Source organism: Marinobacter sp. DSM 26671 (assembly GCF_900112835.1).
In the GTDB taxonomy this organism is placed as follows: Bacteria; Pseudomonadota; Gammaproteobacteria; order Pseudomonadales; family Oleiphilaceae; genus Marinobacter; species Marinobacter flavimaris.
Window position 1 is genome coordinate 21,772 of record NZ_FONF01000010.1, and the last position, 24,073, is coordinate 45,844.

26 protein-coding genes are annotated in these 24,073 nt (G+C 59.9%); 12 read left to right on the top strand and 14 right to left on the bottom strand.

Annotated features, from left to right (window positions below):
• Positions 1-35: 35 nt before the first annotated feature.
• Positions 36-539, bottom strand: coding sequence for a peptide deformylase (def, locus tag BM035_RS12470; protein WP_053113430.1), 504 nt, complete (start codon positions 537-539; stop codon positions 36-38).
• Between the two features lie 418 nt (positions 540-957).
• Between def and BM035_RS12475 the strand changes: the two genes are divergently transcribed.
• From BM035_RS12475 to BM035_RS12510, 8 genes are all read left to right on the top strand, one after another.
• Positions 958-1,974, top strand: a complete 1,017-nt coding sequence (locus BM035_RS12475; RefSeq protein WP_014578875.1) for a LysM peptidoglycan-binding domain-containing protein — start codon at positions 958-960, stop codon at positions 1,972-1,974.
• A gap of 70 nt (positions 1,975-2,044) precedes the next feature.
• Positions 2,045-3,187 carry a DNA-processing protein DprA gene (gene dprA / locus BM035_RS12480; protein ID WP_092032188.1) on the top strand — a complete coding sequence of 381 codons (1,143 nt, stop codon included), beginning with the start codon at positions 2,045-2,047 and terminating at the stop codon, positions 3,185-3,187.
• Between the two features lie 45 nt (positions 3,188-3,232).
• Complete coding sequence (locus BM035_RS12485; protein ID WP_092032192.1) at positions 3,233-3,805, top strand: L-threonylcarbamoyladenylate synthase; 573 nt, start codon at positions 3,233-3,235, stop codon at positions 3,803-3,805.
• Positions 3,806-3,813: 8 nt separating this feature from the next.
• On the top strand, positions 3,814-4,740 hold the full coding sequence (hemF, locus tag BM035_RS12490; protein WP_092032193.1) for an oxygen-dependent coproporphyrinogen oxidase: 927 nt from the start codon (positions 3,814-3,816) through the stop codon (positions 4,738-4,740).
• The gene (gene aroE / locus BM035_RS12495; RefSeq protein WP_092032195.1) at positions 4,733-5,560 is read left to right on the top strand and encodes a shikimate dehydrogenase; all 828 of its coding nucleotides are present in this window, start codon (positions 4,733-4,735) and stop codon (positions 5,558-5,560) included. The genes hemF and aroE overlap by 8 nt, the downstream gene beginning before the upstream one ends.
• Before the next feature lie 54 nt (positions 5,561-5,614).
• Positions 5,615-6,388, top strand: coding sequence for a motility protein A (locus BM035_RS12500; protein ID WP_053113435.1), 774 nt, complete (start codon positions 5,615-5,617; stop codon positions 6,386-6,388).
• A 4-nt stretch (positions 6,389-6,392) separates the two neighbouring features.
• Complete coding sequence (locus BM035_RS12505; protein ID WP_062783609.1) at positions 6,393-7,226, top strand: flagellar motor protein MotB; 834 nt, start codon at positions 6,393-6,395, stop codon at positions 7,224-7,226.
• 112 nt (positions 7,227-7,338) lie between these two features.
• On the top strand, positions 7,339-7,656 hold the full coding sequence (locus BM035_RS12510) for a PA4642 family protein (protein WP_014578883.1): 318 nt from the start codon (positions 7,339-7,341) through the stop codon (positions 7,654-7,656).
• 41 nt (positions 7,657-7,697) lie between these two features.
• Here the strand turns inward: BM035_RS12510 and BM035_RS12515 are convergent, their stop codons facing one another.
• The 6 genes from BM035_RS12515 to BM035_RS12535 form a co-directional block, all read right to left on the bottom strand.
• Positions 7,698-8,153 (bottom strand): Hsp20/alpha crystallin family protein, encoded by a 456-nt coding sequence (locus BM035_RS12515; RefSeq protein ID WP_014578884.1) that lies wholly within the window; start codon positions 8,151-8,153, stop codon positions 7,698-7,700.
• A gap of 189 nt (positions 8,154-8,342) precedes the next feature.
• Positions 8,343-9,893: a sulfatase gene (locus BM035_RS12520; RefSeq protein WP_053113437.1), complete on the bottom strand. Its 1,551-nt coding sequence runs from the start codon at positions 9,891-9,893 to the stop codon at positions 8,343-8,345.
• Positions 9,890-10,372: a hypothetical protein gene (locus BM035_RS22970; RefSeq protein ID WP_227507858.1), complete on the bottom strand. Its 483-nt coding sequence runs from the start codon at positions 10,370-10,372 to the stop codon at positions 9,890-9,892. The genes BM035_RS12520 and BM035_RS22970 overlap by 4 nt, the downstream gene beginning before the upstream one ends.
• 32 nt (positions 10,373-10,404) lie before the next feature.
• Positions 10,405-11,844 carry a glucans biosynthesis glucosyltransferase MdoH gene (gene mdoH / locus BM035_RS12525; protein ID WP_053113439.1) on the bottom strand — a complete coding sequence of 480 codons (1,440 nt, stop codon included), beginning with the start codon at positions 11,842-11,844 and terminating at the stop codon, positions 10,405-10,407.
• Positions 11,837-12,082, bottom strand: a complete 246-nt coding sequence (locus BM035_RS12530; protein ID WP_053113440.1) for a hypothetical protein — start codon at positions 12,080-12,082, stop codon at positions 11,837-11,839. The genes mdoH and BM035_RS12530 overlap by 8 nt, the downstream gene beginning before the upstream one ends.
• A 66-nt stretch (positions 12,083-12,148) precedes the next feature.
• Positions 12,149-12,685 carry a gamma carbonic anhydrase family protein gene (locus BM035_RS12535; protein WP_092032197.1) on the bottom strand — a complete coding sequence of 179 codons (537 nt, stop codon included), beginning with the start codon at positions 12,683-12,685 and terminating at the stop codon, positions 12,149-12,151.
• Positions 12,686-12,991: 306 nt separating this feature from the next.
• On the opposite strand from BM035_RS12535, the gene prlC reads away from it, so the two are divergent.
• Genes prlC through BM035_RS22340 form a run of 3 tightly spaced genes read left to right on the top strand, consistent with a single transcriptional unit; the run spans position 12,992 to position 15,581 of the window.
• Entirely contained in the window at positions 12,992-15,037 is a 2,046-nt protein-coding gene (prlC, locus tag BM035_RS12540) for an oligopeptidase A (RefSeq protein WP_053113466.1), read from the top strand.
• A 57-nt stretch (positions 15,038-15,094) separates the two neighbouring features.
• Complete coding sequence (locus BM035_RS12545; protein WP_041645867.1) at positions 15,095-15,349, top strand: YheV family putative zinc ribbon protein; 255 nt, start codon at positions 15,095-15,097, stop codon at positions 15,347-15,349.
• A gap of 40 nt (positions 15,350-15,389) precedes the next feature.
• Positions 15,390-15,581: a hypothetical protein gene (locus tag BM035_RS22340; RefSeq protein WP_139216041.1), complete on the top strand. Its 192-nt coding sequence runs from the start codon at positions 15,390-15,392 to the stop codon at positions 15,579-15,581.
• A 93-nt stretch (positions 15,582-15,674) separates the two neighbouring features.
• On the opposite strand, the gene BM035_RS12550 is transcribed toward BM035_RS22340, so the two are convergent.
• Entirely contained in the window at positions 15,675-16,997 is a 1,323-nt protein-coding gene (locus tag BM035_RS12550) for a Na+/H+ antiporter family protein (protein ID WP_092032198.1), read from the bottom strand.
• A gap of 116 nt (positions 16,998-17,113) precedes the next feature.
• Entirely contained in the window at positions 17,114-17,344 is a 231-nt protein-coding gene (locus tag BM035_RS12555) for a DUF1653 domain-containing protein (RefSeq protein ID WP_008176702.1), read from the bottom strand.
• 159 nt (positions 17,345-17,503) lie between these two features.
• On the opposite strand from BM035_RS12555, the gene BM035_RS12560 reads away from it, so the two are divergent.
• The gene (locus tag BM035_RS12560; RefSeq protein ID WP_175497391.1) at positions 17,504-19,300 is read left to right on the top strand and encodes a sensor domain-containing diguanylate cyclase; all 1,797 of its coding nucleotides are present in this window, start codon (positions 17,504-17,506) and stop codon (positions 19,298-19,300) included.
• Positions 19,301-19,314: 14 nt separating this feature from the next.
• Here BM035_RS12560 and BM035_RS12565 read toward each other — a convergent pair whose 3' ends face one another.
• Genes BM035_RS12565 through BM035_RS12585 form a run of 5 tightly spaced genes read right to left on the bottom strand, consistent with a single transcriptional unit; the run spans position 19,315 to position 24,061 of the window.
• The gene (locus BM035_RS12565) at positions 19,315-19,701 is read right to left on the bottom strand and encodes a DoxX family protein (RefSeq protein WP_008176705.1); all 387 of its coding nucleotides are present in this window, start codon (positions 19,699-19,701) and stop codon (positions 19,315-19,317) included.
• A gap of 16 nt (positions 19,702-19,717) precedes the next feature.
• Positions 19,718-20,167, bottom strand: coding sequence for a group I truncated hemoglobin (locus BM035_RS12570; RefSeq protein WP_008176706.1), 450 nt, complete (start codon positions 20,165-20,167; stop codon positions 19,718-19,720).
• Between the two features lie 2 nt (positions 20,168-20,169).
• Entirely contained in the window at positions 20,170-21,045 is an 876-nt protein-coding gene (locus BM035_RS12575; protein WP_092032201.1) for a DUF3034 family protein, read from the bottom strand.
• Entirely contained in the window at positions 21,042-23,396 is a 2,355-nt protein-coding gene (locus tag BM035_RS12580; protein WP_092032202.1) for a putative bifunctional diguanylate cyclase/phosphodiesterase, read from the bottom strand. Before BM035_RS12580 ends, BM035_RS12575 begins: the two co-directional genes overlap by 4 nt.
• Positions 23,396-24,061: a methylamine utilization protein gene (locus BM035_RS12585; RefSeq protein ID WP_008176712.1), complete on the bottom strand. Its 666-nt coding sequence runs from the start codon at positions 24,059-24,061 to the stop codon at positions 23,396-23,398. The genes BM035_RS12580 and BM035_RS12585 overlap by 1 nt, the downstream gene beginning before the upstream one ends.
• Positions 24,062-24,073: the final 12 nt, after the last annotated feature.

Consider the following 24,073-nt stretch of genomic DNA (forward strand, 5'->3'; position numbering starts at 1 on the left):
GAATAGTGTCTGGTTTTGGCTCGCCTGCAGCCTGATCAGGCACTCTTCTTATGCAGCTTTTCCAGCTTCTTGCGAATGCGAGTCCGCTTGAGCGAGCTGAGATAGTCAACGAACAGTTTGCCGTTCAGGTGATCCATCTCGTGCTGGATACAGACGGCCAACAGGCCTTTCGCTTCCAGTTCGAACGGTTTTCCATCCCGGTCCATCGCCCGGATCATGCAGTGTTCGATCCTTTCGACATCTTCGTAGAATCCGGGTACCGACAGGCAGCCTTCCTGCATGGCTTCCCGTTCACCGTCCAGCACTTCCACCTCGGGATTGATGAACACCCGCGGCTCGCTCTTGTCCTCGGACAGATCCATAACGATGATCTGTTTGTGCACATTCACCTGGGTGGCCGCAAGGCCAATGCCGGGCGCATCGTACATGGTCTCGAACATGTCGTCGATCAGCTTGCGGTCGGCGTCTGTCACCTCTTCTACCGGCTTGGCAATGGTGCGCAGACGGGGATCCGGGTATTCGAGAATCTCTAATATCATAGGTCAGTCTTTTCGCCTGTGTGTCGGGACGCCCGCAGAATAATACCGGCGCCTCTTTTGACTTTGCTGCTCTTTGTAACAGTGTGAAACTGATCTCCGAAATGCGACAGCGTACTGCGCAAATTTTCACCTTGCCTCTACTATTATCGGGGCAAGGCCCCAGCTTTCAACGGCTGGAGGGGTTATCAACGTTTATACGACCATTATCCAACAATTCGTCGATTGAGTACAAACTGATCAGTTAATAGTTAAAATCTTTCAACGGCGGGATAGAATTTACTGGAAGAACAAAAGATAACATCACAATTTGCGAGACTTCTTCTATAGTAACTGGAATAACAACGTAATAAGCTGCAGGTAACTGACTGCATCCCAACAGAATGCAAAGAATCAAGGCACGCGATCAAGGACTTACACAATGAGGAAACTGCTGTACGCTCTGGCAGCAACTACGCTGCTTATAACCTCCTGGGCTCATGCTGCACCGGAGCTGCGGTCCGATCATCCCGAGCGTTACACCGTAGTTAAGGGTGACACCCTCTGGGACATTTCGGCCCGTTTTCTGAACAACCCCTGGTACTGGCCGGAAATATGGCATGTAAACCCGCAGGTCGCCAACCCTCACCTGATTTATCCCGGTGATCGCCTTGCCCTGGTTTATATTGATGGCAAGCCCCGTATTACGAAGGTTGCCAGCAACGATGTCGTAAAGCTGTCGCCCAAGGTACGTTCCGAGCCCATCGATACGCCCATCCCGGCGATCCCGCTTGATGCCATTGGCAGTTTCCTGACGGACACCCGTATTGTCAGCCCGGAAGAGATCAACGGTGCTCCGTATGTTCTCGAAGGTGAAGACGGCCGGATTATCACCGGTGCCGGCGACAAGCTCTATGCCCGCGGGGAAAAGCCTGCAGACAAGGTGGGTGTATTCCGTCGCAGCAAGGAATTCCGGGATCCGGATACTGGCGAGTTCCTCGGTCTTGAGGCGCGCAGTATTGCCCGTGGTGATGTCGCCCGGGAAAACGGCGATGTGTTGACCGTAAACCTGACCAGCTCCAGCGAAGAAGTTCGAATTGGCGACCGACTGATGGTGAGTGAAGACCGCCGTCTGACCACCAGCTTCGTGCCCAGTGCTCCCGACCAGGATATTGAAGGGCAGATGATCTCGGTTGACGGTGGTGTGAGCCAGATCGGTCAGTTTGATGTGGTTGCCATAAACCGTGGCACCCGGGAAGGTCTGGAAGCTGGCAACGTGATGGCCGTACTGAAAAGCGGCAACCTGGTTCGCGATCCGGTGACCGGAGAAACCATCGAGCTGCCCTCCGAGCGTGCCGGGTTGTTGATGGTGTTCCAGGCCTACGAAAAAATGAGCTACGGTCTGGTGCTGCAGGCCAGCCGCGTGTTGACGGTGGGTGACAAGGTTACCAACCCCTGATTGACTGACTACCGATAGACGCAATGGCCGGACCAGGAAGGTCCGGCCTCGCTGTTTCAAGGATGATGCCGTGTTTTCCTCTGCCACAGCCCAATGGCTGTTCCTGACTTGCCTGCCCGGCCTCGGCCGTACCCGCCGGCGTGAACTGCTGACTGAATTTCCTGACTTGCCCCAAATGCTTTCCATGAATGCTGCTACCCTGCGGGCCGTGGGCATGACTGCAGACGCCATGGCCGCAATCCAGGCCTGGCAAAAGCAGGATGATGCGCATCCGGCGATTCGTGAGGTGCGGACCATCCTGCACGATTGCCAGAAGCATGCCGTCGGTATTCTGACCTGGGAAGATACCCACTACCCCGAGCAGCTCCGGCACATTCACGACGCGCCCCTAGTGCTCTTCACCCGAGGTGATACGGAGCTCCTGGCACGGGACCAGATCGGTATCATCGGTAGCCGCAAGGCTACGCCCGCCGGTCTGGATCATGCCCGGCGTTTTGCCGCCGAACTGAGCGCCCGCGATCTGATGGTGACCAGCGGTCTGGCGCTGGGGGTCGATGGCGCTGCCCATGCGGGGGCACTGGATGCGGGGTATCCCACCGTCGCGGTGATTGGCTGTGGCCTCGACCGCGTCTACCCTCACCAGCATCGCCGCCTGGGTGAGCGAGTCGTTGCCGACGGACTGATGATTTCCGAGTATCCTCCTGGCACGCCGGCAAGAGCCGCGCACTTTCCCCAACGCAACCGGATTATAAGTGGCCTGAGCCGTGGCGTGCTGGTGGTCGAGGCGGGCCTGCGCAGTGGCTCCCTGATTACCGCGAGGATGGCGCTGGAGCAGGGGCGGGAAGTATTCGCCATTCCCGGCTCGGTGCACAGCCCTGTTGCCCGGGGGTGTCATCACCTGATCAAACAGGGTGCCCGCCTGGTGGAAACGGTGGAGGATATCCTGGAGGAGCTTGGTGCCTGGTGGTCCCCGCCGCTGGCAAACGAAGCGGCTGGCACCCCGGAGCCGAAGCCCGGAGGCAAGGGCCCGCTGGCCGGCCTCGACGGCCGTGAAATCGCGGTGTTTGAGGCTTTAGGGTATGATCCACAGTCAACCGATGCACTGAGTTCAGCAACCGGCCTTCCTGCCAATCAGCTTATGCAGTCCCTGTTGCTTCTGGAGTTGCAGGGGCTGGTCAGCTCGGCACCGGGAGGCTTTCAGAAAATCGCCTGAATCCCGTGTGATCATTTAACCGGATCGACGTCTGACACAAGCAGTATGGCCCATTCCCACCCCCTATCTGACTGGCAATTGCACTGCGCTCGCCGCACGGTTCTCGGAGGCGGCGTTATTGCCTATCCCACCGAGGCCGTCTGGGGGCTGGGTTGTGATCCCTGGGACCAGGAAGCGGTGGAGAAGGTTCTGGAGCTGAAGCAGCGCCCGGTCGAGAAAGGCGTGATTCTGGTGGCTTCTTCCCTTGACCAGGTCCGCTTCCTGCTGGATCCCCTTCCCCCGTTGCTCCGGGCCGAGGCTGAGCGGCACTGGCCCGGCCCCGTGACCTGTCTGCTGCCAGACCCGGAGCGAAAGGTGCCGGAATGGGTGCGCGGAAAGCACAGTTCCATCGCGGTTCGGGTCAGCGAGCACCCGGTGGTGCGGGCGCTCTGTGAAGCGACGGGCATGCCCCTGGTCTCCACGTCCTGTAATCCGGCCGGGCGACAGCCCGCCCGCCATATCTGGCAGGTGCGCGGGTATTTTGGCGATCAGTTGGACTGGATCGTTCCGGGAGCACTGGGCGGTAATCGCAAACCCAGCCGTATTATTGATATTGTCAGCGGTCAGCAACTTCGTTAGGAGCGTTTATGGCACAGCAACCCGATAGCCAGGCGGTCAAGCAGTATCTGCTGGGCCTGCAGGAGTCCATCTGCAACCGTCTGGAGGCCCTCGATGATGGCGCATCGTTCATCAAGGATGCCTGGGACCGGCCCGAGGGTGGCGGTGGCGTCAGCCGGGTGATCACCGAAGGCCAGGTGTTCGAGAAAGGCGGTGTTAATTTTTCTCACGTCATGGGCGATACCATGCCAGCTTCGGCCACCGCTCATCGTCCCCATCTGGCCGGTGCACCCTGGCAGGCCATGGGTGTGTCCCTGGTGATCCACCCCAACAACCCCTATGTGCCGACCTCCCACGCCAACGTGCGGTTTTTTATTGCCACTCCGCAGAACAGCGAGCCGGTTTACTGGTTTGGCGGCGGCTACGACCTCACGCCTTACTACGGTTTTGAGGAAGACTGTGTGCACTGGCACCGAACAGCCCGCGATGCCTGCGAGCCGTTCGGAGAGGGCACCTACAAGCGCTTCAAGGACTGGTGCGATGATTACTTTTATCTGAAACACCGGGATGAACCCCGGGGTGTTGGTGGTCTGTTTTTTGATGACCACAACACCGGCGACTTCGAGCAGGATTTCGGCCTGATGAAAGCGGTGGGCGATAGCTACATAGACGCGTACGAGCCTGTCGTCCGACGCCGAATGGATCATCCGTATGGTGACCGTGAGCGGGATTTCCAGCTCTACCGCCGGGGGCGTTATGTGGAATTCAACCTGGTCTATGACCGCGGCACCCTGTTTGGCCTGCAATCCGGCGGTCGCACCGAATCCATACTGATGTCGCTGCCGCCGCTGGTGCGCTGGGACTACAACCGGACCGCCGAGCCCGGTTCGGAAGAAGCCCGGCTGACAGACTATTTCCTGACCGGGCGGAACTGGTTGGAGACCCAAGATGACTAACGATCTCTACGCGGTAGTTGGCAACCCCATCAGCCACAGCAAATCGCCGAGGATCCACAGCCTGTTTGCCAGCGAGACCGGTGAGCCGGTTGAGTACACGGCTATCCAGGCGCCACTGGATGATTTTGCCGGCACGGTGAGGCAATTCTTTGAACGGGGCGGCAAGGGCCTGAACGTAACCGTGCCCTTCAAGGAGGAAGCCTGGAAGCTGGCGGACCGTCGTACCGAGCGAGCCCAGAATGCCGGGGCCGCCAATACCCTGTATCTCGATGACGAGGGCCGGCTCACCGCTGACAACACTGACGGGTGCGGCATTGTGCGAGACCTGGTTGTGAACCACGGTGTTGTCCTCGGGCAGGCACGCATCCTAGTGCTGGGGGCCGGTGGCGCGGTTCGTGGTGTTCTGGGGCCGATCCTGGCGGAGCATCCTGCCGCCATTACCATTGCCAACCGGACGGTTGCCAAGGCTGACGCGCTGGTTAACCTGTTTAAACCCGTGGCGGGCGAGACCGCGCTTTCTGCCTGCGGATTCGAACAGCCCCGGGAGCCTTTTGACGTGATCATCAACGGTACCAGTGCCAGCCTCCAGGGCGATCTGCCACCGCTGTCACCGGAGGTAGTCGGAGAGCAAACGGTGGTCTACGACATGATGTATTCTCTGCAAACCACGACGTTCAATCAGTGGGCGCTGGAACAGGGTGCACAGAACGTTCATGACGGGCTTGGTATGCTGGTGGAGCAGGCGGCGGAATCCTTCCGTATCTGGCGCGGCGTGAACCCTGCCACCGGCCCCGTCATTGAGGAATTGCGTAACGACTGAGCCGCTGCGCCCGGATTGGGCTATGCTCAGGGTCAACTTCCGTAGGGATTTTCGATGGATATTCTTACCCTTGTAGGGCTTGTGGCAGGTGTCCTGATCGTCATCATGGCGATGCTCGCCAATGCCTCTTTCCTGACGTTCCTGAACCTTCCGGGGCTTGCCATTGTGCTGGGCGGAACCTTCGCCGTTACCCTGATCAAATTCCGAATGGCGTCAGTCATGAGCGCCTTCCGCCTGGCCATGTCGGCTGCATTCACCGACCGTATGGCGCGGCCGGCGGAATTGATCCGGGAAGTGGGATCACTGGCCATGGTGGTGCGTAAAGAGGGCATTCTGGGCCTGGAAAACCACCAGACGGATAATGAGTTCCTTCAGAAGGCGATCAATCTGTGTGTCGACGGCCACCCGCCGGAACTGGTGGAGGAGGCGCTGGCCCAGGAAACACAGCAGACCGCCGAACGGTACGAAGTGGCCGAGCGGGTGTTCCGGGGCATCGGCGAATCGGCTCCAGCCATTGGCATGCTGGGCACCCTGGTAGGCCTGGTGCAGATGCTCAACACCCTCGACGATCCGTCCTCCATCGGCCCGGCCATGGCCATCGCCCTGCTTACCACCTTGTACGGTGCGTTTATTGCCCAGCTGGTTGCCCTGCCCCTGGCCGACAAGCTGCAGCTGAAAGCCGAGGACGAGGCCCGGAACCAGGTGCTGATCATCACGTCCATCAAGAACATCATGCGCGGTGAGAATCCCCGGGTAATGACCGAACTGCTGTCGTCGTTTGTTCACCCGGAGCAGCGCACCGGCCTGGCGCCGGAGCGGGAGGCCTGAGGGTTTGGAACTGGTCCATAAGAAAAACAGGAAGCGTTTGCAGAACCAGACGCCGGCCTGGATCGTCACATTTGCCGATCTGGCCACCCTGCTGCTGACCTTTTTCATACTCCTGCTTTCGTTTGCCGAGATGGACGTGGAGAAGTACCGGGCCATGGCCAATTCCATGGCGGTCGCTTTTGGCTCCAGTAATGTCCTGGCCGATGATATCGGTGGTTCCCCCCTGACCATGATTGAATCCGAGACAGTATCCCTTCCCGAGCCAACGGAATCCCAGACCAGGGAGCCCGAATTTATTGATGAGCGCGCCGAGGGTGTCGCGCCCACCCAGATCCCCGGCGGCGTGATTGATCTGGCCAGCCGGATGATCCGGGAGCTGGAATCGGAAGTCGCGTCGGAAGCCCTGAGTGTCAATTACGACCAGAACCAGGTGGTGATCCGCTTTTCCGAGGAAGCCACCTTTCGATCCGGTGACGCCGCCATAAAGCCAGAGATGATTCCGATCATCGAACGGGTGGTCAATGTGCTGTCCGCCTGTACCGGTGATGTCCTGGTGTCCGGCTACACCGATGACCGGCCCATCTCCAGTGACCGCTACCGTTCGAACTGGGATCTTTCGGCGGCCCGAGCCGTGTCCGTCGTGCACGAGCTGGTGATGAACCGCCAGGTACCCGCCGACCGCGTGGTGGCGGCCGGTCGTGCCGAGACCAATCCTCTGGCGCCCAACGATTCGCCAGAGAACCGGGCCCTTAACCGTCGGGTGGAGATCGCGATTCGTAATCCCGAGTGCAACGATGACGTCCCGACCGGCGACCTTCCGGTCGAAATCATGCCCTGAGTCTTATATCCGGCGTGAAGCTTCTCATTCGTAATCCATATAACTGTCGTGCTTTCAGGGCTTTATACTGTCCGCCGTTTATTGACTTGCACAGCGGAGCGAGAGGGTAACCATGAGTGGACCGGACAAGCCAAAAGTGATTGGCGAAGAATGGAGTGATGAGCGGGTCAGAAGTTTTCTGGCTATCCAGCCCTGGGATGCTGCCGAGAACCCTGACTTCAACGCCCTGTTGAAAGCCTATCAGGCCATGCGGGCCGAAGATTTCGAGCGCTTTATCGGCTTTTTTGTTGCCGAGGGTCGGGATCTGAATGCCGCAGGCCCAGACGGGGAAACCATTCTTGACCTGATTTCCCGTCATCGCCGCAGTGTCGATTATGCCCGGGCGCTGGAGAACGCCGGCGCCAAGAAAACGGCCGCGGCGGGCAACTGAGCCCAGCGCGGCCGCTTCATCTGGTTTGAGATCAATGGCGTTTACTGCACGTCGACTTCAATGGCCTTGGGCTCTTTCGGCTCGGCTTTCTGAAGCGTCAGTGTGAGCATGCCGTCCTTGAAGTTCGCCTTCACGCTGTTTTCGTCAACGTTGTCCGGCAGCGTGAAGCGGCGAAGGAAGCTCCCGTAGAATCGTTCGATCCGGTGATGCTTCTTGTCCTTGGATTCATCTTCACTCTTGCGTTCTCCCTGAATACTCAGAACGCCCTCGTGTACCGTTACCTTTACGTCTTCCTTGGACATACCCGGCAACTCTGCCTCGATGGTGAAGGCCTCAGGAGTTTCTTTGATGTCTACGGCCGGCGCCCAGTCGCTGCGGCTGAATACGTCTTTACCTTCGCGCTCGCCGCCTGAGCGGGCCAGGCCAAACATGCGGTTGTAGCGGTTCATCAGGTCTTCGAACTCATTGACCGGATTCCAGCGGGTAAGATTGCTCATAAAGCATCCCTCCTTTTCAAACGAAACGAATCTGAATAGTTGAGCATCAGCTTCGATCGCGGAACTGCTCCATGCCGGTGGCGCCTGCCGGATGGCTATCCGTGAACCTCTGCTAATTCCGAATGTAGGTGCAGCAAAAATGTTTTCAAGGGTGGGGTTGGTCGAATTTTGATCAGGGTCAAATTGGCTTCAGAGTTCCCCGAAATGCCGGTGTAAAAACGGGCGGAATCGGCTCATGGTGGCGCCTGCCGTCTCCGGATCGGGCCAGATACCGGGTTGGAATCCCGGGAGCTCGCCGGACAGGAAAGGTTCCACCAGCGATGGGTTGGCACTGATGACATGAACGACCACATCCCGGCTGGCATCCTCGCCGGTGATCAATGGCGCCGGCTGATGGTCACCCAGAATGATCATCAGGGCGTCCTGGCGCAGATAGTGGGCGGCGAAGCCTCCGGCAACTTCCAGAGCATAGGCAATCGCCTGACCGTAATGTTCCCGGACCCGGTCCGGATCGCGCCACAGCGAAACCGGCGCCTCGCCAGCACCCTCCCAGCGCCGGAACACTTCACCGTTGCCGATGCTTTGCCAGTCATCGAGCACCGGCAGGATCGGCACCCAGGGAGCGTGGCTGCTGATCAGCGCCAGCTCGGCAAAGAGCGGCCCCTCATTCGCATCGCGAATGTCCTGAAACCGGTGCCAGGTGTACTGGTCGGGCATGGTGACCCAGTTGAATGGTGGCCCCTGGTAACCCAGATCATCGTGATCGTAAATCCGGTCGTAGCGGAACAGCCGGCCCTCGGGCCAAGCCTGGGTGATAGCCGGCATCACGGCGACAGTGCTGTGCCCTGTGCTGCGGAAGTCATCGATCAGCGTGGCGTAGCCGGAGCTGAGGAGGGTTTCGTAGGCAAGCTGGTTGTGGATCCACTGGCCACTCAATACGGATAGATGACCAAGCCAGGACTGGCCACCCTGGATGGGTGATTGCAGCCGGCCAGTCACCACCGACAGCCCGGCCGCATCAAGGGACCGGCCCAGCGCCTCAAGGCCCGGATTGACGAGTGACCGGTAGCGCTCGTCCGTGACCGTCGACACCCCGTAGGATTCGATAAAACCCAGAATGACATCGGTATGTGCCAGCCTTGGCAGGGGCGTTGCCCGGCCTTCCCGCCCTGGCAGCGCACTCAATTCGTTGGCAAAGTTGCGGGTTGTCTGGTGAGTGTGGGTGATCAGGGAGGCCTGATTGGCAACGAAGGCCAGCGCCGGGCTGCCAATCCAGGGCGTGATGGCCCCGGCCAGAAACAGGCCGGCCACAAACCAGAGCGGTTTGCCCAAGTGTGCCGGCGAGTGGTGCGCCAGCCGTTCCAGGCCATGGCGAAACAGCCAGCCCACGCCTGCGAGCAAACCCAGCAGAGCGGTGAGGGCTGCAATCGCCAGAGCCGCCCCCAGGTTTGTGTTGAGCAGATTCCAGGCCGCATCCAACAGGCCAACTTCAAGATACAGGTTCAGGCCGCGGCCGAGACTCTCCCGAACCAGGGCATCTGCCAGAACAAGCAGGAACAGAAACGCGTAGGCGACGGCCAGCGAACGAGCGACGCGGTATCTCCGCTCGGGATCCCTGAGCCCGCAAATGATGGCCCATAGGATCAGGGCCTCCAGAGAAAGCCAGGGGGTGTTACCCGGCAATGCCAGAGATGGAAACAGGAACAGCCCGTTCAGCAGAAAAAGCCAGACCAGTATCACGAAGCGACCTCAACCCAGGCGATCTGTTCCTGCCGACGGGGCAGGGGCACCGGTATCGGCGAGTCTCCCTCAACCGATTGTGCCATACGAGTCAGTGTTTCCCGCCAGGGTGATTCATGGGAGGCATGCCAGACGCGCCAATGCAGGGCGGCTAACGCCTCTGGGTGGTTGCAGATCAGGCTGAGCTCCCGGTGAGTCAGGCCCTGCTTTCCTTCCGTGGCGCAGCGATCCACCAGAGACGCCAGGGCCCGCGCTTTCTTGCCCCTTAATGGCGAGGCACTTCGCCTGTGGTCCCGGGCGGAAACGGGAGACAGAACCATCTGTTCGAACCAGTCCAGGCCGCCCGGTGTCCGATGACCCATAGGTGCGGGACCGGCAAGATCAATCACCGTCGTTGTCCGGTAATCTTCGGGCACCGCCAACCACTGCCCTTCGCCCGGTTTTCGGCTCAGCCACCAGGCCAGAGCAGGTGAAAACAATACCGGTGCCAATACGGGCAGGGCCCAGGGTGTCAGCGACGGCGGAAGCCAGCAGGAGGGCAAATTGCCGAAGGCTGAGCCCCGGCTTGGCACCGCCGGACCGGTTCTGTCCCTGCCAGCCGACTTTGAGATTCGACAGCGCGCCCCCAACATGGAAGGTGTGAATCAACATCCGGATGGGGGCCGAACAGCAGCACCGAGGTCACCAGGACCAGCAGAAAGCCCGGACCAGAGCCGGTGTCCGTGGTAGCCATCACGCCCGGCAAAGCCGGCGTCGAATCGGCCAGCGCCACATAGCCTGACAAGCCCAGGAAAACCAGCCAGAGCGGAGAGGCCAGGTACGAGAAAATTCCGGTTACCAGGGCCATCCGATGGGCGAGCCGGATCTTCCCCAGGGTTGCCAGTAACCAAAGATGCTGGAGGTTGCCACGGCACCAGCGCCGGTCCCGGATCAGGTCATCCTCGAGGGTCGGCGGTGATTCCTCAAAACTGCCGGCGATGGCAGGTTCCAGCCAGACCTCGTAGCCGGCCCGTCCCATCAGTGCCGCTTCGATAAAATCATGGCTGAGTACCGGCCCCCGGAATAGACCGGGTCCCCGAAGCTTGCGCAGACCACAGTGGGCCATGAACGGCGCCACCCGGATAATCGCGTTGTGGCCCCAGTAGGTGGCCTCACCCAGCTGGATGGCCGCCAGTCCGGCACTGTAGAGCCTGCCATAACAGCGGTTGGCGAACTGCTGCAGCCGGCCAAAGCGGGTTTCTGCCCGGGCCAGGCGGGGTGTGGTCTGGATAATCCCCGCCTCGGGCCGGGCTTCCATGAGCTGTATCAGCCGGGTAATGCAGTTGGCACTGAGCAGGCTGTCGGCATCCAGAACCACCACATAGCGGTAGCGGCGACCCCATCGACGCAGGAAATCCGCGATATTGCCGCTCTTGTAGTTCAGGTTGATGTTGCGCCGCCGGTAGAACAATTGCTGGCCAGGGCCGAGCTCCCGGCGTATTTGTTCGCAGGTCGCCTGTTCCTCGAGCCAGATTTCCGGGTCCCGGCTGTCCGAGAGCACATAGAAATCAACGGATTCCTGCTGTCCCGTTCGTTCGAGATCGCGGATGATTGCTTTCAGACCGCCGAGGGTGCGCTGCACCGGTTCATTGCAAACGGGCATCACGACGGCGGTAGGTGCGAGCGTTGCTTCTTCGGACTCAGGCTGCCCAACGCGGCTGGACAGGCTCCAGGGGTCGCCGCCAAAGCGGAGCGCAACAAAGCCAAAAACGGCGGTCCAGAAGCCCACGCCGATCCACGCAAAGAGGAGCCCGAAGACGGCCAGCAACGTGGCAGTCGTTCCGCCATTCGCCTGCTCCGGCACTGTCTGGGCAAACAAATAGACGCCGGCCAGGGTTTGAGCGGCCACCAGGAAAATAAGCAGAAGGCGTCGCCGGAACGCGACCGGGCGCCAGCACGCGGCGCTATTCACGAGGGTAACCGATACTGGCCCGGGTAATGGGTGGCAGAGGGCGCCCCTGGCATGGCCCGGGCAGGGTAAACCAATCCGGCATCCGCGCCAGCAACTGCCCGTTGCTCAAGGCCGGGTTGTCAGCGGCGTGTACCTGCAGCAGGCTGTGCAACCGCGCCCGGGTTTCAGGACCGGTATCGTGGCCTGCCGCGCGCAGGTAGAGCAGTGCTCGATCAAACGGTTGGTCTGGTGTGTCCACAGTGGTCTCCGGGATGTAAGGTTACCCCGAAAGATACGGCCACGGCGGTGACTTCAGACCACTGGCTTACTGATCGTTAAGATACTCATTCTTCAGGCGGACATAGTTGGCGGCGGTGTATTTGAAAAAGCCCCGCTCCTTTTCCGTAAGCGCCCGGGCTTTCTTGCAGGGCGACCCGACGTAGAGGTGCCCGGATTCCAGGGTCTTGCCGGGCGGAACCAGGCAGCCCGCGGCAACAATCACCTCGTCCTCCACCACGGCGCCATCCATGATGATGCAGCCCATGCCGACCAGAACCCGGCTGCCAATGGAGCAACCATGCAGCAGTGCCTTGTGGCCCACCGTCACATCGTCGCCGATGGTGAGCGGATAACCGCCGGGGTTGTAGTCACTGGCATGGGTGATGTGCAGGACCGACCCATCCTGGATGCTGCACCTGTGCCCTATGCGGATTTTGTGCATATCGCCACGAACCACGGTCATCGGCCAGATGGAAACATCATCGCCGGTTTCCACATCGCCAATCACCACGGCACTTGGATCGACCCATGCCCGTTCCCCAAAATGTGGCGTGATACCCTTGTGTGAACGTATATTCGTCATTACATAGTACCCGTTAAAGTGAAATTGAACGCGTATACCCGGAGGCCCGGGGCGCCTGTGGGAGAGGTCCTTCCAAAACTGTCTGTCGCCATGGATGGCGACAGTCAAGCGTCACATGGGTGAGGCTGAGCGTTTATGAAGCAAAGCTTCATGCTTCAGCCGAACGACTGCAATCTATGATTGCAGGCCGGACCCCGGAGGGGTGCCGCCAGGAGCGTGTTTTGGAAGGACCTCTCCCACAGGTGCCAGCCCCATAGAATTAAGAAACCAAACTACCCAAGATTCGACGAACTGAGAAGGGGACCTATGAATAACCCGTTACTGACTGACGACCTGTTGCCGAAATTTGACCATGTCCGCACCGAACACATGGAAACGGCAATTGACCAGATTCTCAGTGAAAACCGGATGAAAATCAGCCAAATCGCAGACCAGGACGATCCCACCTGGGAAACCCTGGCCCAGCCGATGCAGGCGCTGGATGACAAGCTGAGCAATGCCTGGTCAGTGATTTCGCACCTGAACGGCGTGATGAACAACGACGAGCTGCGCAAGGTTTACAAAAACTGCCTGGAGAAGCTCACCGAGTACAGCACCGAGGTGAGCCAGAATGCGGCACTCTGCAACGCCTACAAGAAGCTGGCCGAGCGAGAAGACTTCAAGAACCTGAGCGAAGCCCAGCGCAAGTCTGTGGAAAACACCCTCCGGGATTTCCATCTGGGTGGTGTCGACCTGCCGGAAGACAAGAAAAAGCAGTATGCCGAGTTGTCCCGGGAGCTGTCCGAGCTGTCCAACAAGTTCAGTGATAACGTGCTGGATGCTACCCAGCACTGGTTCAAACATATCACCGACGTCGATGAGCTCGCCGGCGTCCCCGAGACCGCTATTGAAAGCGCCAAACAGGCCGCCCGCCAGAAGGAACGGGACGGCTATGTCATCACCCTGGATTTCCCCAGCTTCTTCCCGGTCATGACCTACTGCGACAACCGGGATCTGCGCCGGGAAGTCTATGAGGCCTTTGTGACCCGCGCCTCCGACCAGGGCCCGGATGCCGGCCAGTGGGACAACACCCCGGTGATGGCGGAAATCCTCAAGCGCCGCCACGCCCAGGCCAAGCTGCTGGGCTTTGACAACTACGCCGAGCGCTCCCTGGCCACCAAGATGGCCCGCAGCAGCGAGGAGGTCCTGGACTTCCTGAACCAACTGGCGGCCAAGTCCAAGCCACAGGCCGAGAAAGAATTTGCCGAGCTCAAGGCGTTCGCGAAAGACGAGTACGGCGCCGAGGAGCTGCAGGCCTGGGATATCGGCTATTACAGCGAAAAACTTCGCCAGAAGCGCTACGACATCTCTCCGGAAACCCTGCGTCCCTGGTTCCCGGTGAACAAGGTGGTGCCCGGACTATTCCGTGTCGCAGAGAAGCTGTTCGATGTCCAGATTGAAGCGAAGCCGGAAGTGGAAACCTGGCACGAGGATGCGACGGCCTACTGTATCAGTCGCAACGGTGAGCCCCTGGCCTGGTTCTATCTCGACCTCTATGCCCGCCAAGGCAAACGTGGCGGTGCCTGGATGGCCGATTGCCGGGTGCGCTGGCGCAACCTGCGTGGCCAGCTCCAGTTGCCGGTAGCCTTCCTGACCTGCAACTTCACACCGCCGGTCAGCGGCAAGCCGTCACTGCTGACCCACGATGAGGTCACCACCCTGTTCCACGAATTCGGCCACGGCCTGCATCACATGCTGACCCAGGTGGACGTGCTGGATGTGTCCGGCATCAACGGTGTCGCCTGGGACGCCGTCGAGCTGCCCAGCCAGTTCCTGGAAAACTGGTGCTGGAATCCGGAATCCCTGGGCCTGATCGCCTCGCACCACGAAACCGGTGAGCCGCTGCCGGAAGATCTGCTGCAGAAACTGCTGGCGGCCAAGAACTTCCAGTCCGGCATGGGCATGGTGCGCCAGCTCGAATTTTCACTGTTCGACTTCCGCCTGCACGCGGAATTCACCGACGAAGCGCCCACCAACCCGCTGGATATGCATCGCAAGGTGCGAAGCGAGATTGCCGTGGTGGAAGCCCCGGAATTCAACCGCTTCCCCAACTCCTTCTCGCACATCTTTGCCGGTGGCTATGCGGCTGGCTACTACAGCTACAAGTGGGCGGAAGTGCTGGCGGCCGATGCCTTCTCCCTGTTCGAGGAAAAAGGTATCTTCGACCCGGAAACCGGCAAGGCCTTCCTCCATAATATTCTGGAGAAAGGCGGCTCACAGGAGCCGATGGAATTGTTCAAGGCCTTCCGGGGTCGCGAACCGCAGGTGGATGCGCTACTGAAACAAACCGGCATCACGGACGAAGCGGCCTGACCCAATTTGAGCCGGCAGTCGTAAAGGCTGCCGGTTGTTCCAAACGGGAGTATTTATATGGCGAGTCCAAAACGTTTTATCGCCGGCGCCGTCTGTCCTCGCTGCGCGGAGATGGACAAGATCATGATGTTCACCACCGACGACGATGACCAGGTTCGCGAGTGCGTGGCCTGTGGCTTCACCGATGCAGTGTCTGACGCCGAACAGCCGTCCAACCCCGAGCTTGAGACGCGGGTGAACAAGCGCAAGAACGAGGACGATCACACGGTCAAGCAGGTCGTGTTCTTCAAGTCTTCTGCCGACGACGAGTAAGCTGTTCTTCCTAGCCTGCAGGTTTGCGGGCGGAGAGGCCATGGGAATGCTTTTCTTCTGGGGAAAAGCAACTCGCTTCGCTCAGACATCTTTTCCCCGCCAGAAAAGCACACCCACACCCTCTCTACCTGACTCAAAAGATATTTCTTCAGAACAAGATCTTTTTAGCGATATCCGTGAGTTCTTATGTGAGGGGGCCGTACTACTTTTCCCGCCGGAAATTGATGTCTGAGCGCAGCGAGTTGCCATTTCCAAGGGAAAAGTAGTACGGCCCCCTCGCAATTCCCCTCAACACGAAGGCTACAAGGGACGGCAAACTCCAAGCTCAGAGAACCATAGCCGCCAACCACCCAAAGCCAAGCAGCGGCAAATTGTAGTGCAGGAACGTCGGCACCACGGTATCCCAGATGTGGTTGTGCTGGCCGTCGGCGTTCAGGCCGGCGGTGGGGCCGAGGGTGGAGTCGGAGGCCGGGGAACCGGCATCCCCCAGGGCGCCGGCGGTGCCGACCAGGGCCACGATGGCCAGGGGGCTGAAACCCAACTGCAGGGCCAGGGGCACGTACAGGGCCGCGATAATGGGGATGGTCGAGAAGGACGAACCGATACCCATGGTGATCAGCAGACCCACCACCAGCATCAGCAGCGCCGCCATGGCCTTGTTCTCGCCGATGGTCGCCACGGAGCTGTCCACCAGGGCGGCAATTTCACCGGTTTCCCGCATCACTTCGGCAAAACCAGACGCGGCGATCATGATGAAACCGATCATCGCCAGCATCTTCATGCCCTCGGTGAACAGGTCGTCGGCCTCCTTCCAGCGCACCACACCAGACAGGTTGAAGAGCACGAACCCGGCCAGGGCGCCCAGGATCATCGAGCCAAGCCAGAGCTGCACTACAAAGGCGGTGACGATGGCCAACAGAGCCATAACCAGGGTGCGGGGGCTATAGCTGGTGTCTACCCGTTCGGCTTTGGTGATGGTTTCCAGGTTGTAGGTGCGGCCACTGCGGTAGCTGAAAAAGACCGCGATCAGCAAGCCGCACAGCATGCCCAGTGCCGGCAGGGCCATGGCTTTCATGACGCTCAGGCCGGAGGCATCGACGCCGTTGGCGTTGATCTTGGCGATCAGGATCTCGTTCAGGTAAATGCCGCCAAAGCCGACGGGCAAAAACATGTAGGGTGTAATCAGGCCGAAGGTCAGCACACAGGCAACCAGGCGGCGGTCCATGTTCAGTTTTGCCATCACGTACAGCAGCGGCGGTACTACCAACGGTATGAAGGCAATGTGGATCGGCAGGATATTCTGGGACGAGATGGCAATGGCCAGCAGCAGGCCAATGATCAGGAAGCGGATGCCGTTAACGGCGGCGCCTTCTTCCTGGCGACCGACCAGGGCCAGGGCCTTGTCGGCCAGGGCGTGGGCCAGGCCGGACTTGCCGATGGCAACGGCGAAAGCACCGAGGGTGGCATAGGACAGTGCCACGGTGGCACCGCCGCCCAGGCCGCTATTGAAGGCTTCGATGGTGGCTTCCAGGGACATTCCTGCAATCAGGCCGCCGGATACGGCACCGATGATGAGGGCAACAACAACGTGAATGCGGCACAAACTCAGGACGAGCATGATGGCAACCGCAGCAACAACGGCATTCATGGCAAAACTCCGGGTAGGAATTAATGGTTTGTCCGGCCCCTTGTGGGGACCGGCATCATGAAAAGCGCGGTAATGTGCAGGAAATGATCGCGGTAGTCAAAGCGGTTGTGTAACGGTCAGACTTCGTCAAGGCGGGCAAAGCGGGGGACCTGTTCGCCGGCCATTTCCACGGTTTCCCGGAACATGGTCAGCGGGCGTACCCAGAGGCTGTAATCACCGTACAGGCAGCGATAAACCACCATCTGTTCTTCAGTTTCACTGTGCCGGGCGATCCCGAGTACTTCGTAATCCTTGCCCTTATAGTGCCGGTAACGGCCAGGGCGTATGTCGTTCTTGCGTTCGGTCATTCTCGGCCTCGATGGTTTCAGGCTATGCTGGCCTTGCAGTTATAGAGGACGCAGCACGCGCAACCGTCTAAAATGGAAGCAACTGCAAGGATGCAAAAAGACTCAGTCAGGGCCTGAAAGTGTAGAACACCAGGAAGGGCCCGGAAACCGGAAACCGCTATGATGCGGCAGTTATCCTGCATCCTTCTGATTTTTCTGTCGCTGGCATGCCTGGCCAGCGCGCCTGTTCAGGCCGCTCCCGTAGCCTTTGACTGGCTGGAAGCGCCCGCCGATGAGCTGGCACTCGAAGACGTTCGCGCCCTGCCCCCGGGCGCCTGGCAGAGGTTTGGCTCAAATGAGGTTTTTAATCGCGGGTTCAGCGATGGCAGTTTCTGGCTGAGAGTCGAGATTCCGCCAGAGCCGGTGAACCGGGTTCTGGAAATCGGCTATCCGTTGCTGGACGAGGTGTCCGTGCACTGGGTGGTTGATGGCGAGCTGATCCAGACCCACCATACGGGCGATACCCTCCCGTTCAGCAGTCGCCCGATTTATCACCGCAATTTCGTCTTCCTGGTACCGTCGAATACCGATACGGCGACCGCCTTTGTGCGCGTGCAAACGCTCGGGTCGGTACAGATTCCCGTGGCAGTCACGCCTTCGGCCGAATTCCTGGCCAATGAGCAGCTGTCTTACGGCTGGCAGACGATGTTTCTGGGTATCATCGCTGCGATGGCGCTCTACAATCTGTTTCTGTTTGTCATCGTGCGCCATTCCACCTACTTCTGGTACGTGCTGACTGTTGTGTTTACCGGGCTGGTTCAGCTCAACTTCAATGGTGTGCTCTTCCAGTGGCTGTGGCCGAATGCCCCGGGTATCAACCGGTATTTCACCATTCCGGTTATCTGTTTCGCTCTGTTCTCCGCCATTATCTTCGCCATCCGTTTTCTCAATATCCGGTCCTACAGCCTCAGAAGTTACCGCTTCCTGCAGTGGATTCTGGCCGCCATTTCTGCCAGCTTCGTCTTTACTCTTTTTGGCAGTTACCAGACGGGGATTGTCCTGGTCAGCGCGGTTGCGGCAGTGGTCACTCCCGCGGTCTGGTTCATCGGTTTCCTGGTCTGGCGGAAAGGTCAGGTATTGGGCGGTTTCTACGTTCTGGCCTGGACGCCATTGCTGATCGGCCATCTGATTCTCGCGGTCAGCAAGCTTGGCATCATGCCCCGCAGTTTCCTGACCGAGTTCATGCCTCAGATCGGCGTGGCCCTGGAGGTGGTTCTGCTTTCCTTTGCGCTTGCCTACCGGATCAACCTGGAACGTCGCAAGCGCCATGAGGCCCAGGAGCAGGCGCTGGCGATCCAGCAGCAGGCCAACCTGACCCTGGAGATGCGGGTTCAGGCGCGCACCGACGAACTGGAACGGGCCAATGAGCAGCTCAAGGCGATCAGCCTCACCGACGGTCTGACCCATGTGGCCAACCGGCGTCGGTTCGATGAAAAACTCAACGATGAGTGGCGACGGGCCCAGAGACACGGTCACCCGTTGAGCCTGTTGATGCTGGATATTGATCACTTCAAGCGGGTAAACGACGAGCTGGGACACCTGGTTGGCGACGATTGCCTGACCGCGGTGGCCGCCTTGTGCGTCGCAGAAGTGCAGCGTTCCGGGGATCTGTTGGCCCGCTATGGCGGCGAGGAATTCAGCATCCTGCTACCAGCCACGCCTGAGGAGGGAGCGGTTCGGGTGGCCGAGCGAGTGCGTCAGGCGGTGGCCCGTTCCCCGGTGCATTCCGGGGAACGGGTGGCTCCGGTCAGTCTTACCATCAGTGTGGGCGTGGCGTGCCTGGTGCCAGGGCCAGATATGGAGCCCCAGGAGCTCATCCGTCAGGCCGATGAGGCGCTATACGCGGCCAAGGAGTCTGGCCGTAACCGGGTTATGGTGGCGCGGGATTTCAGGGCGGCGAGCGCACCTGGTGCCTGAGGTCTCCCGGATCTTCAGTTCTTCAGTTTGTACCGCCCTGGTCCGAGGAATATCACTGCAACTGCTGTAAAGAGGAAGAAGCCCTGCAGCTCCAGCGCCCAGCCGCCGCTGCGCCCAAGGCTCAGGAGTTCGTTGCCGTGAACCAGGATGATGGCAAACAGCATGTTGAAAATAATCAGCAGCGCACCGATCCGGGTCTGATACCCAAGGATGACCATCAGCGGCGCGATGATCTCACCCACGTACACCCCGTAGGCGAGGAAGGTTGGCAGGCCGTGGCTGGCCAGCTCCCCTTCAATGAAGCCGATGCCGTTGAGCAGCTTGGCAATGCCATGGAACAGCATCAGGCCGCCCAGGGTCAGGCGGATAATCAGTTTTCCCAGATCAGCGTTTTCGAGCAAGGTACAGGTCTCCGTTCTACAGATTGCGAATGTCAGGGTAAAGCGGCAGCAGTTGTTTGATCAGTCGGTTCTGGGCGCCGGTTGGGATATCGTTCTGTTCCATGGCCAGAATCAGGTTCTCGGCCAGGGCATTGAACTGGGTGTCCGTGATGTCCATGTCAGAGTGCAGTTCACGCATCTCTCGCCCGGTATAGCTGCAGGGCCCACCGCTGAGCTCGCACAACTGATCCGTGAGGTTCTGGTGAAACCGGGCGACATCCATGCCTTTGAACTGTTGGTTGATGCGTTCGTCCTCGACGATCAGGTAGAGCAGGTCCTCCACCACGTTTTCAATGCCTTCACGTTCACCGAGCTGCTGATAAAGGGATCTATCAGGTTGGCTGTTCAGACTCTGGCAGCCACCGAGCATCAGTGCCAGCGAGATTAACAGGGCGGTAGGCGTAAGGTAGAGATTGGTAAGTGCCATGATCAGAAACTCCCCTGCAGCGACAGATACAGACCTTGCTGGTCTTCCAGTGTGGCAACGTCACCCAGGTTGACCAGGGCGCCCGTGACCGCCAGACGACGGTCCGGCACCCAGGCCACGAACAGGTCCCACCAGTCATCTTCGGTGGCAAACCCCAGGTTGTCCGGTTTTTGCCGGTATTCCGCGCCCACCAGCCACTGGCGGTTGAGGAAAAGCCCGACGCTGCCCTCCATCATCAGTTCGTGGCTGTTGTTACGGTCGCCGCCAAAGCCCAGGAGTCCACCCTGGTTGGCCCGGGTAGCCCTGGCGGTCAGGTTTACCAGCAGGTTTCGCTCCTTCACCGCGGCGAAGAACAGCTTGCTGCCACTGACATAGACATCGGTGCCACTGTCATCCCGGGCGCCGATCGCCGAGGGTACGGTGAAATCCCTCTGGCGCTTGTACTGAACGCCCGCAGACCACTGGCCCCAGGGACTGTACAACACATCGCCGGCGAGCCGGACCTTGGCGCCGAAAATATCCTGATTCAGTTCATCCTGCTCCAGGCCAAAGCCGTCCTTGAGGGTAAACACCAGGCTGTCCAGATCCAGGGTCTGGCGGGCCACGGTGATCTCCAGGCGGTTATTCCAGTTCAGCCCGGCACCGGTCACCGAGAGAGAGTAATCGTCCACTTCGGCCCGGCTGAGTGCCACGGTGCCGCCCCACTCCTCGTCGCTGGCGTAGCTGCCCAGTAGAGCCCAGGGAACCAGGCCACCGCCGGCACTGCCCTCAATGGTGGTGACGCCTCCGGTCGCCCAGATCCGGCTGCCGATGTCGGCCATGGCGGCCGGTGCCATCAGAAGCGCCACGGTCAGTGTCATCAGACGTCTCTTTATCATTCTGAATACTCCGGGTTGGGTCGGCTCAGCTCTCCTTTGCGGGCAGCCAGGGACAGCGCAGTCTCCGGCAGATCCTCGGGGGCAATCGGGCGGCTCAGGTAAAAACCCTGGCCGAGGTTGCAGCCCCAGTGTTGCAGCAGCTGCCAGGCTTCCAGGTTCTCGATCCCTTCTGCCACGACCTTCAGCCCGAGGCCGTGGGCCATATCAATGGTGGACCGGACAATCAGCTGGTCCTGGGGCTCGGAATCCAGCTTCAGCACGAATGACCTGTCGATTTTCAGCTCCTGTACCGGCAGCTTGCGCAGCTGGGACAACGAGGAGTAGCCGGTGCCAAAGTCGTCCACCGACAGGGTCACTCCCAGCGCCCTGAGCTGGTTCAGGGTGGCCATGGCCTCTTCCGGATCTTCCATCAGGGCACTTTCCGTGACTTCCAGGGTCACCCGTTCCAGATCGTGGTGCCAATCGTGAAAGGTTTCCGCGATGTGCCGGGTCAGGGCGGGCCAGGTGAGGTCCATGGCGGACAGATTGATGGCAACGCCCGCGTCAACACCCTGCTCGTGCCATCGCCGGGCATCGCTGGCCACCCGTTGCAGGATATGGGCTGTCAGGTCGTGGATCTGCCCTGACTGTTCGGCGAGAAAGATGAACTCCTCGGGGGAAATAAAGCCCAGTTCCGGGTGAATCCATCGCACCAGGGCCTCTACCTGCACCAATTCGCCGGTCTGGCTGTTCAGTTTGGGCTGGTAGTTCATGTGCAACCCGTTATGCAGAATTGCGGCGTGCAGGTCGGTGATCAGTTTCAGTTCTCTGAGGTGACTCTCATCCTGCCCGGGCTTGTAGCGCGTGAAGGCTTCGGGGTGGGCCTCCGCCTGCTCGAAGGTGAGATTGAGCCGGCGACGCAGGGCGTCGGTATCCGAGGCATCTTCCGGCAGTTCCATGGTGACGATGGTGACCCTGAGGGAGAAGGGCGTCTGGTCTACCTGCAAGGGAGATTCGATGAGCGCGTGCAGTTGCCGGATTCTGTCACTGCCTTGCTCCGGGGGCAGTGAAGGGATCAGGGCCAGGAATTCGCCGCCACCGGTGCGGGCGAGGATATGGGCGTCCGGGAGTTCCTGCTGCAGGCGCTTGGCAATACCGATCAGGACCTTGTCGCCGAATTCCAGCCCCAGGGTGTCGTTGATATCGGAGAGATCGTTGAGCCGGATCCCCACCAGTGAACCCGTGCCACGGTTCTCAAACAGCTCGGCGGCCTCCTGCATCAGGGCGTTGCGGTTTTTCAGTCCGGTGACGTCATCGTGGGTTGCCGCATAGCGGATCTGGGCTTCCCGCTCCCGAAGGCCAGACAGCATATCCCGCAGGGCGTTGCGGAGCTGGGTCAGTTCGCCGCCGGCCCGGATGGCCGGTGCCTCGGGTGTGGTGCCCTCACCGATAGCCCGCGCGTAGCTTGCCAGCTGCAAAACCGGGCGCCCGAGGTTCCGGGCAATGACCAGCGCCAGCAGAATGGCGAAAATCAGGATGGCGGTCACCAGCAGGGCAATTTCCACCGCTCGCCGGTAGTAATTCTGGAGCGTGGCATCACGGCTGATCAGGAGCACGGCCTGGACGGCGGCGGGGTCTGATTCGCCCAGGTTGATGATCCGGGTGAAATAACCGGCACTTTCAATAAAATTGGCGTTGGCGGATGCGCCTGCAAGCTCCTGTTCCAGCTTGGCATCGATGCTGCTGGTGGCGGCAAAACTGTTCAGGTTGTCGTTCTGGTTCGATCGCGCCCGGAAGATCACCGAGGTGCCACTGAGCCTGGCGATGACCTCTGCCAGGGACTGGTCCATGGCAAAGCCGCTGACCAGCGAGGCCCGAAGCCCCGGGGCCTCTATCGGGATGATGAGAATCTCGTAGCCCCTGCCATCAATGGCCCGCGGTGACCGGGTAAACCCATTACGACGGGTGCTTGTCAGCTGTTCCTGGCTGACGGCAGGAAAAGGGTTTTGCAGGGTCGAGGCCAGGGGCTCTCCCTGACTGTCCAGCAAGAGCGCGAAGTCGGCACCCACCCTGCCGCTGTGGTTTTCCAGGGCACTGTCGATGGTTGCCGGGTCGCGGCTGGCAATGGCCGAGCGAAAGCCGAAATCCTGCACCACAACACTGAGCCGGGACAGTTCCAGATCGGTCCGGCGATCAATGACCTCGTTGGTCAGCCGCTCTCCGATGGCCAGCTGTTCCAGTGCACGGCTTTTTTCATCCTCGAACAGGTACACCATCAGCAGGGCGATGATCACCAGGCTGACCAGCGCCACCAGTGAGATCATCGCCGCAATAAGCCGGCCCCGGAATCCGAGACGAGATACCAGACCCATCAAAGCTCCCGAAAGCGCTGCTGGAGACGGTCCAGCGAGCCTTCTGCGGCAGGCTCGGGCTCAAGATTGAGGGTGACGATTGCGGACTCGCTATCACGTTCGATTTCACGGGTGACCGGGCGGGTATTATCCGGCAGCCGTGGGTGCCAGATCTCAAGTGTCACCGTGCCCTGGCTGCCCTCGCTGGGCAGTGTATCGAGCGACAGGGTGACCTTGCCGGAGGTATCTGTCCGGCCGGTGTCAGCGGTGTCGGTGACCACCACAAAGCCCTGCATGTGGTCGTGAATGTTGCAGCCCAGTTCAACGATGCCTGGCTTGTCGAAAACAATGGGAGCCGCCGGGCGGTCGGCGTAAAGCTCGATGTTGAAGGTTTTTGCCGGCGAGAAGGAATACACGTGATGCTGGGTATTGTCGCGATTCGGGAAATCCACGCTGGAGCCGACTGGCACCACCAGTACATGGGGATGGAAGGCGCGATCCTTCTGATAGATTTCGGCAGAAACCGGTGTTGCCGGACGGGCACTGTCTACGGAAACCACGGCATTGGCCACGGGTTCGGTGTTGCCTTCCAGGGTGACGGTTACGGACAGCTCGTACGCGTTGGCTGTCGATACCATGGCAGAAATCAACAGTCCCGCCAGCACTGCAATCGCTGATACTTTCATTAAACCTCTGAA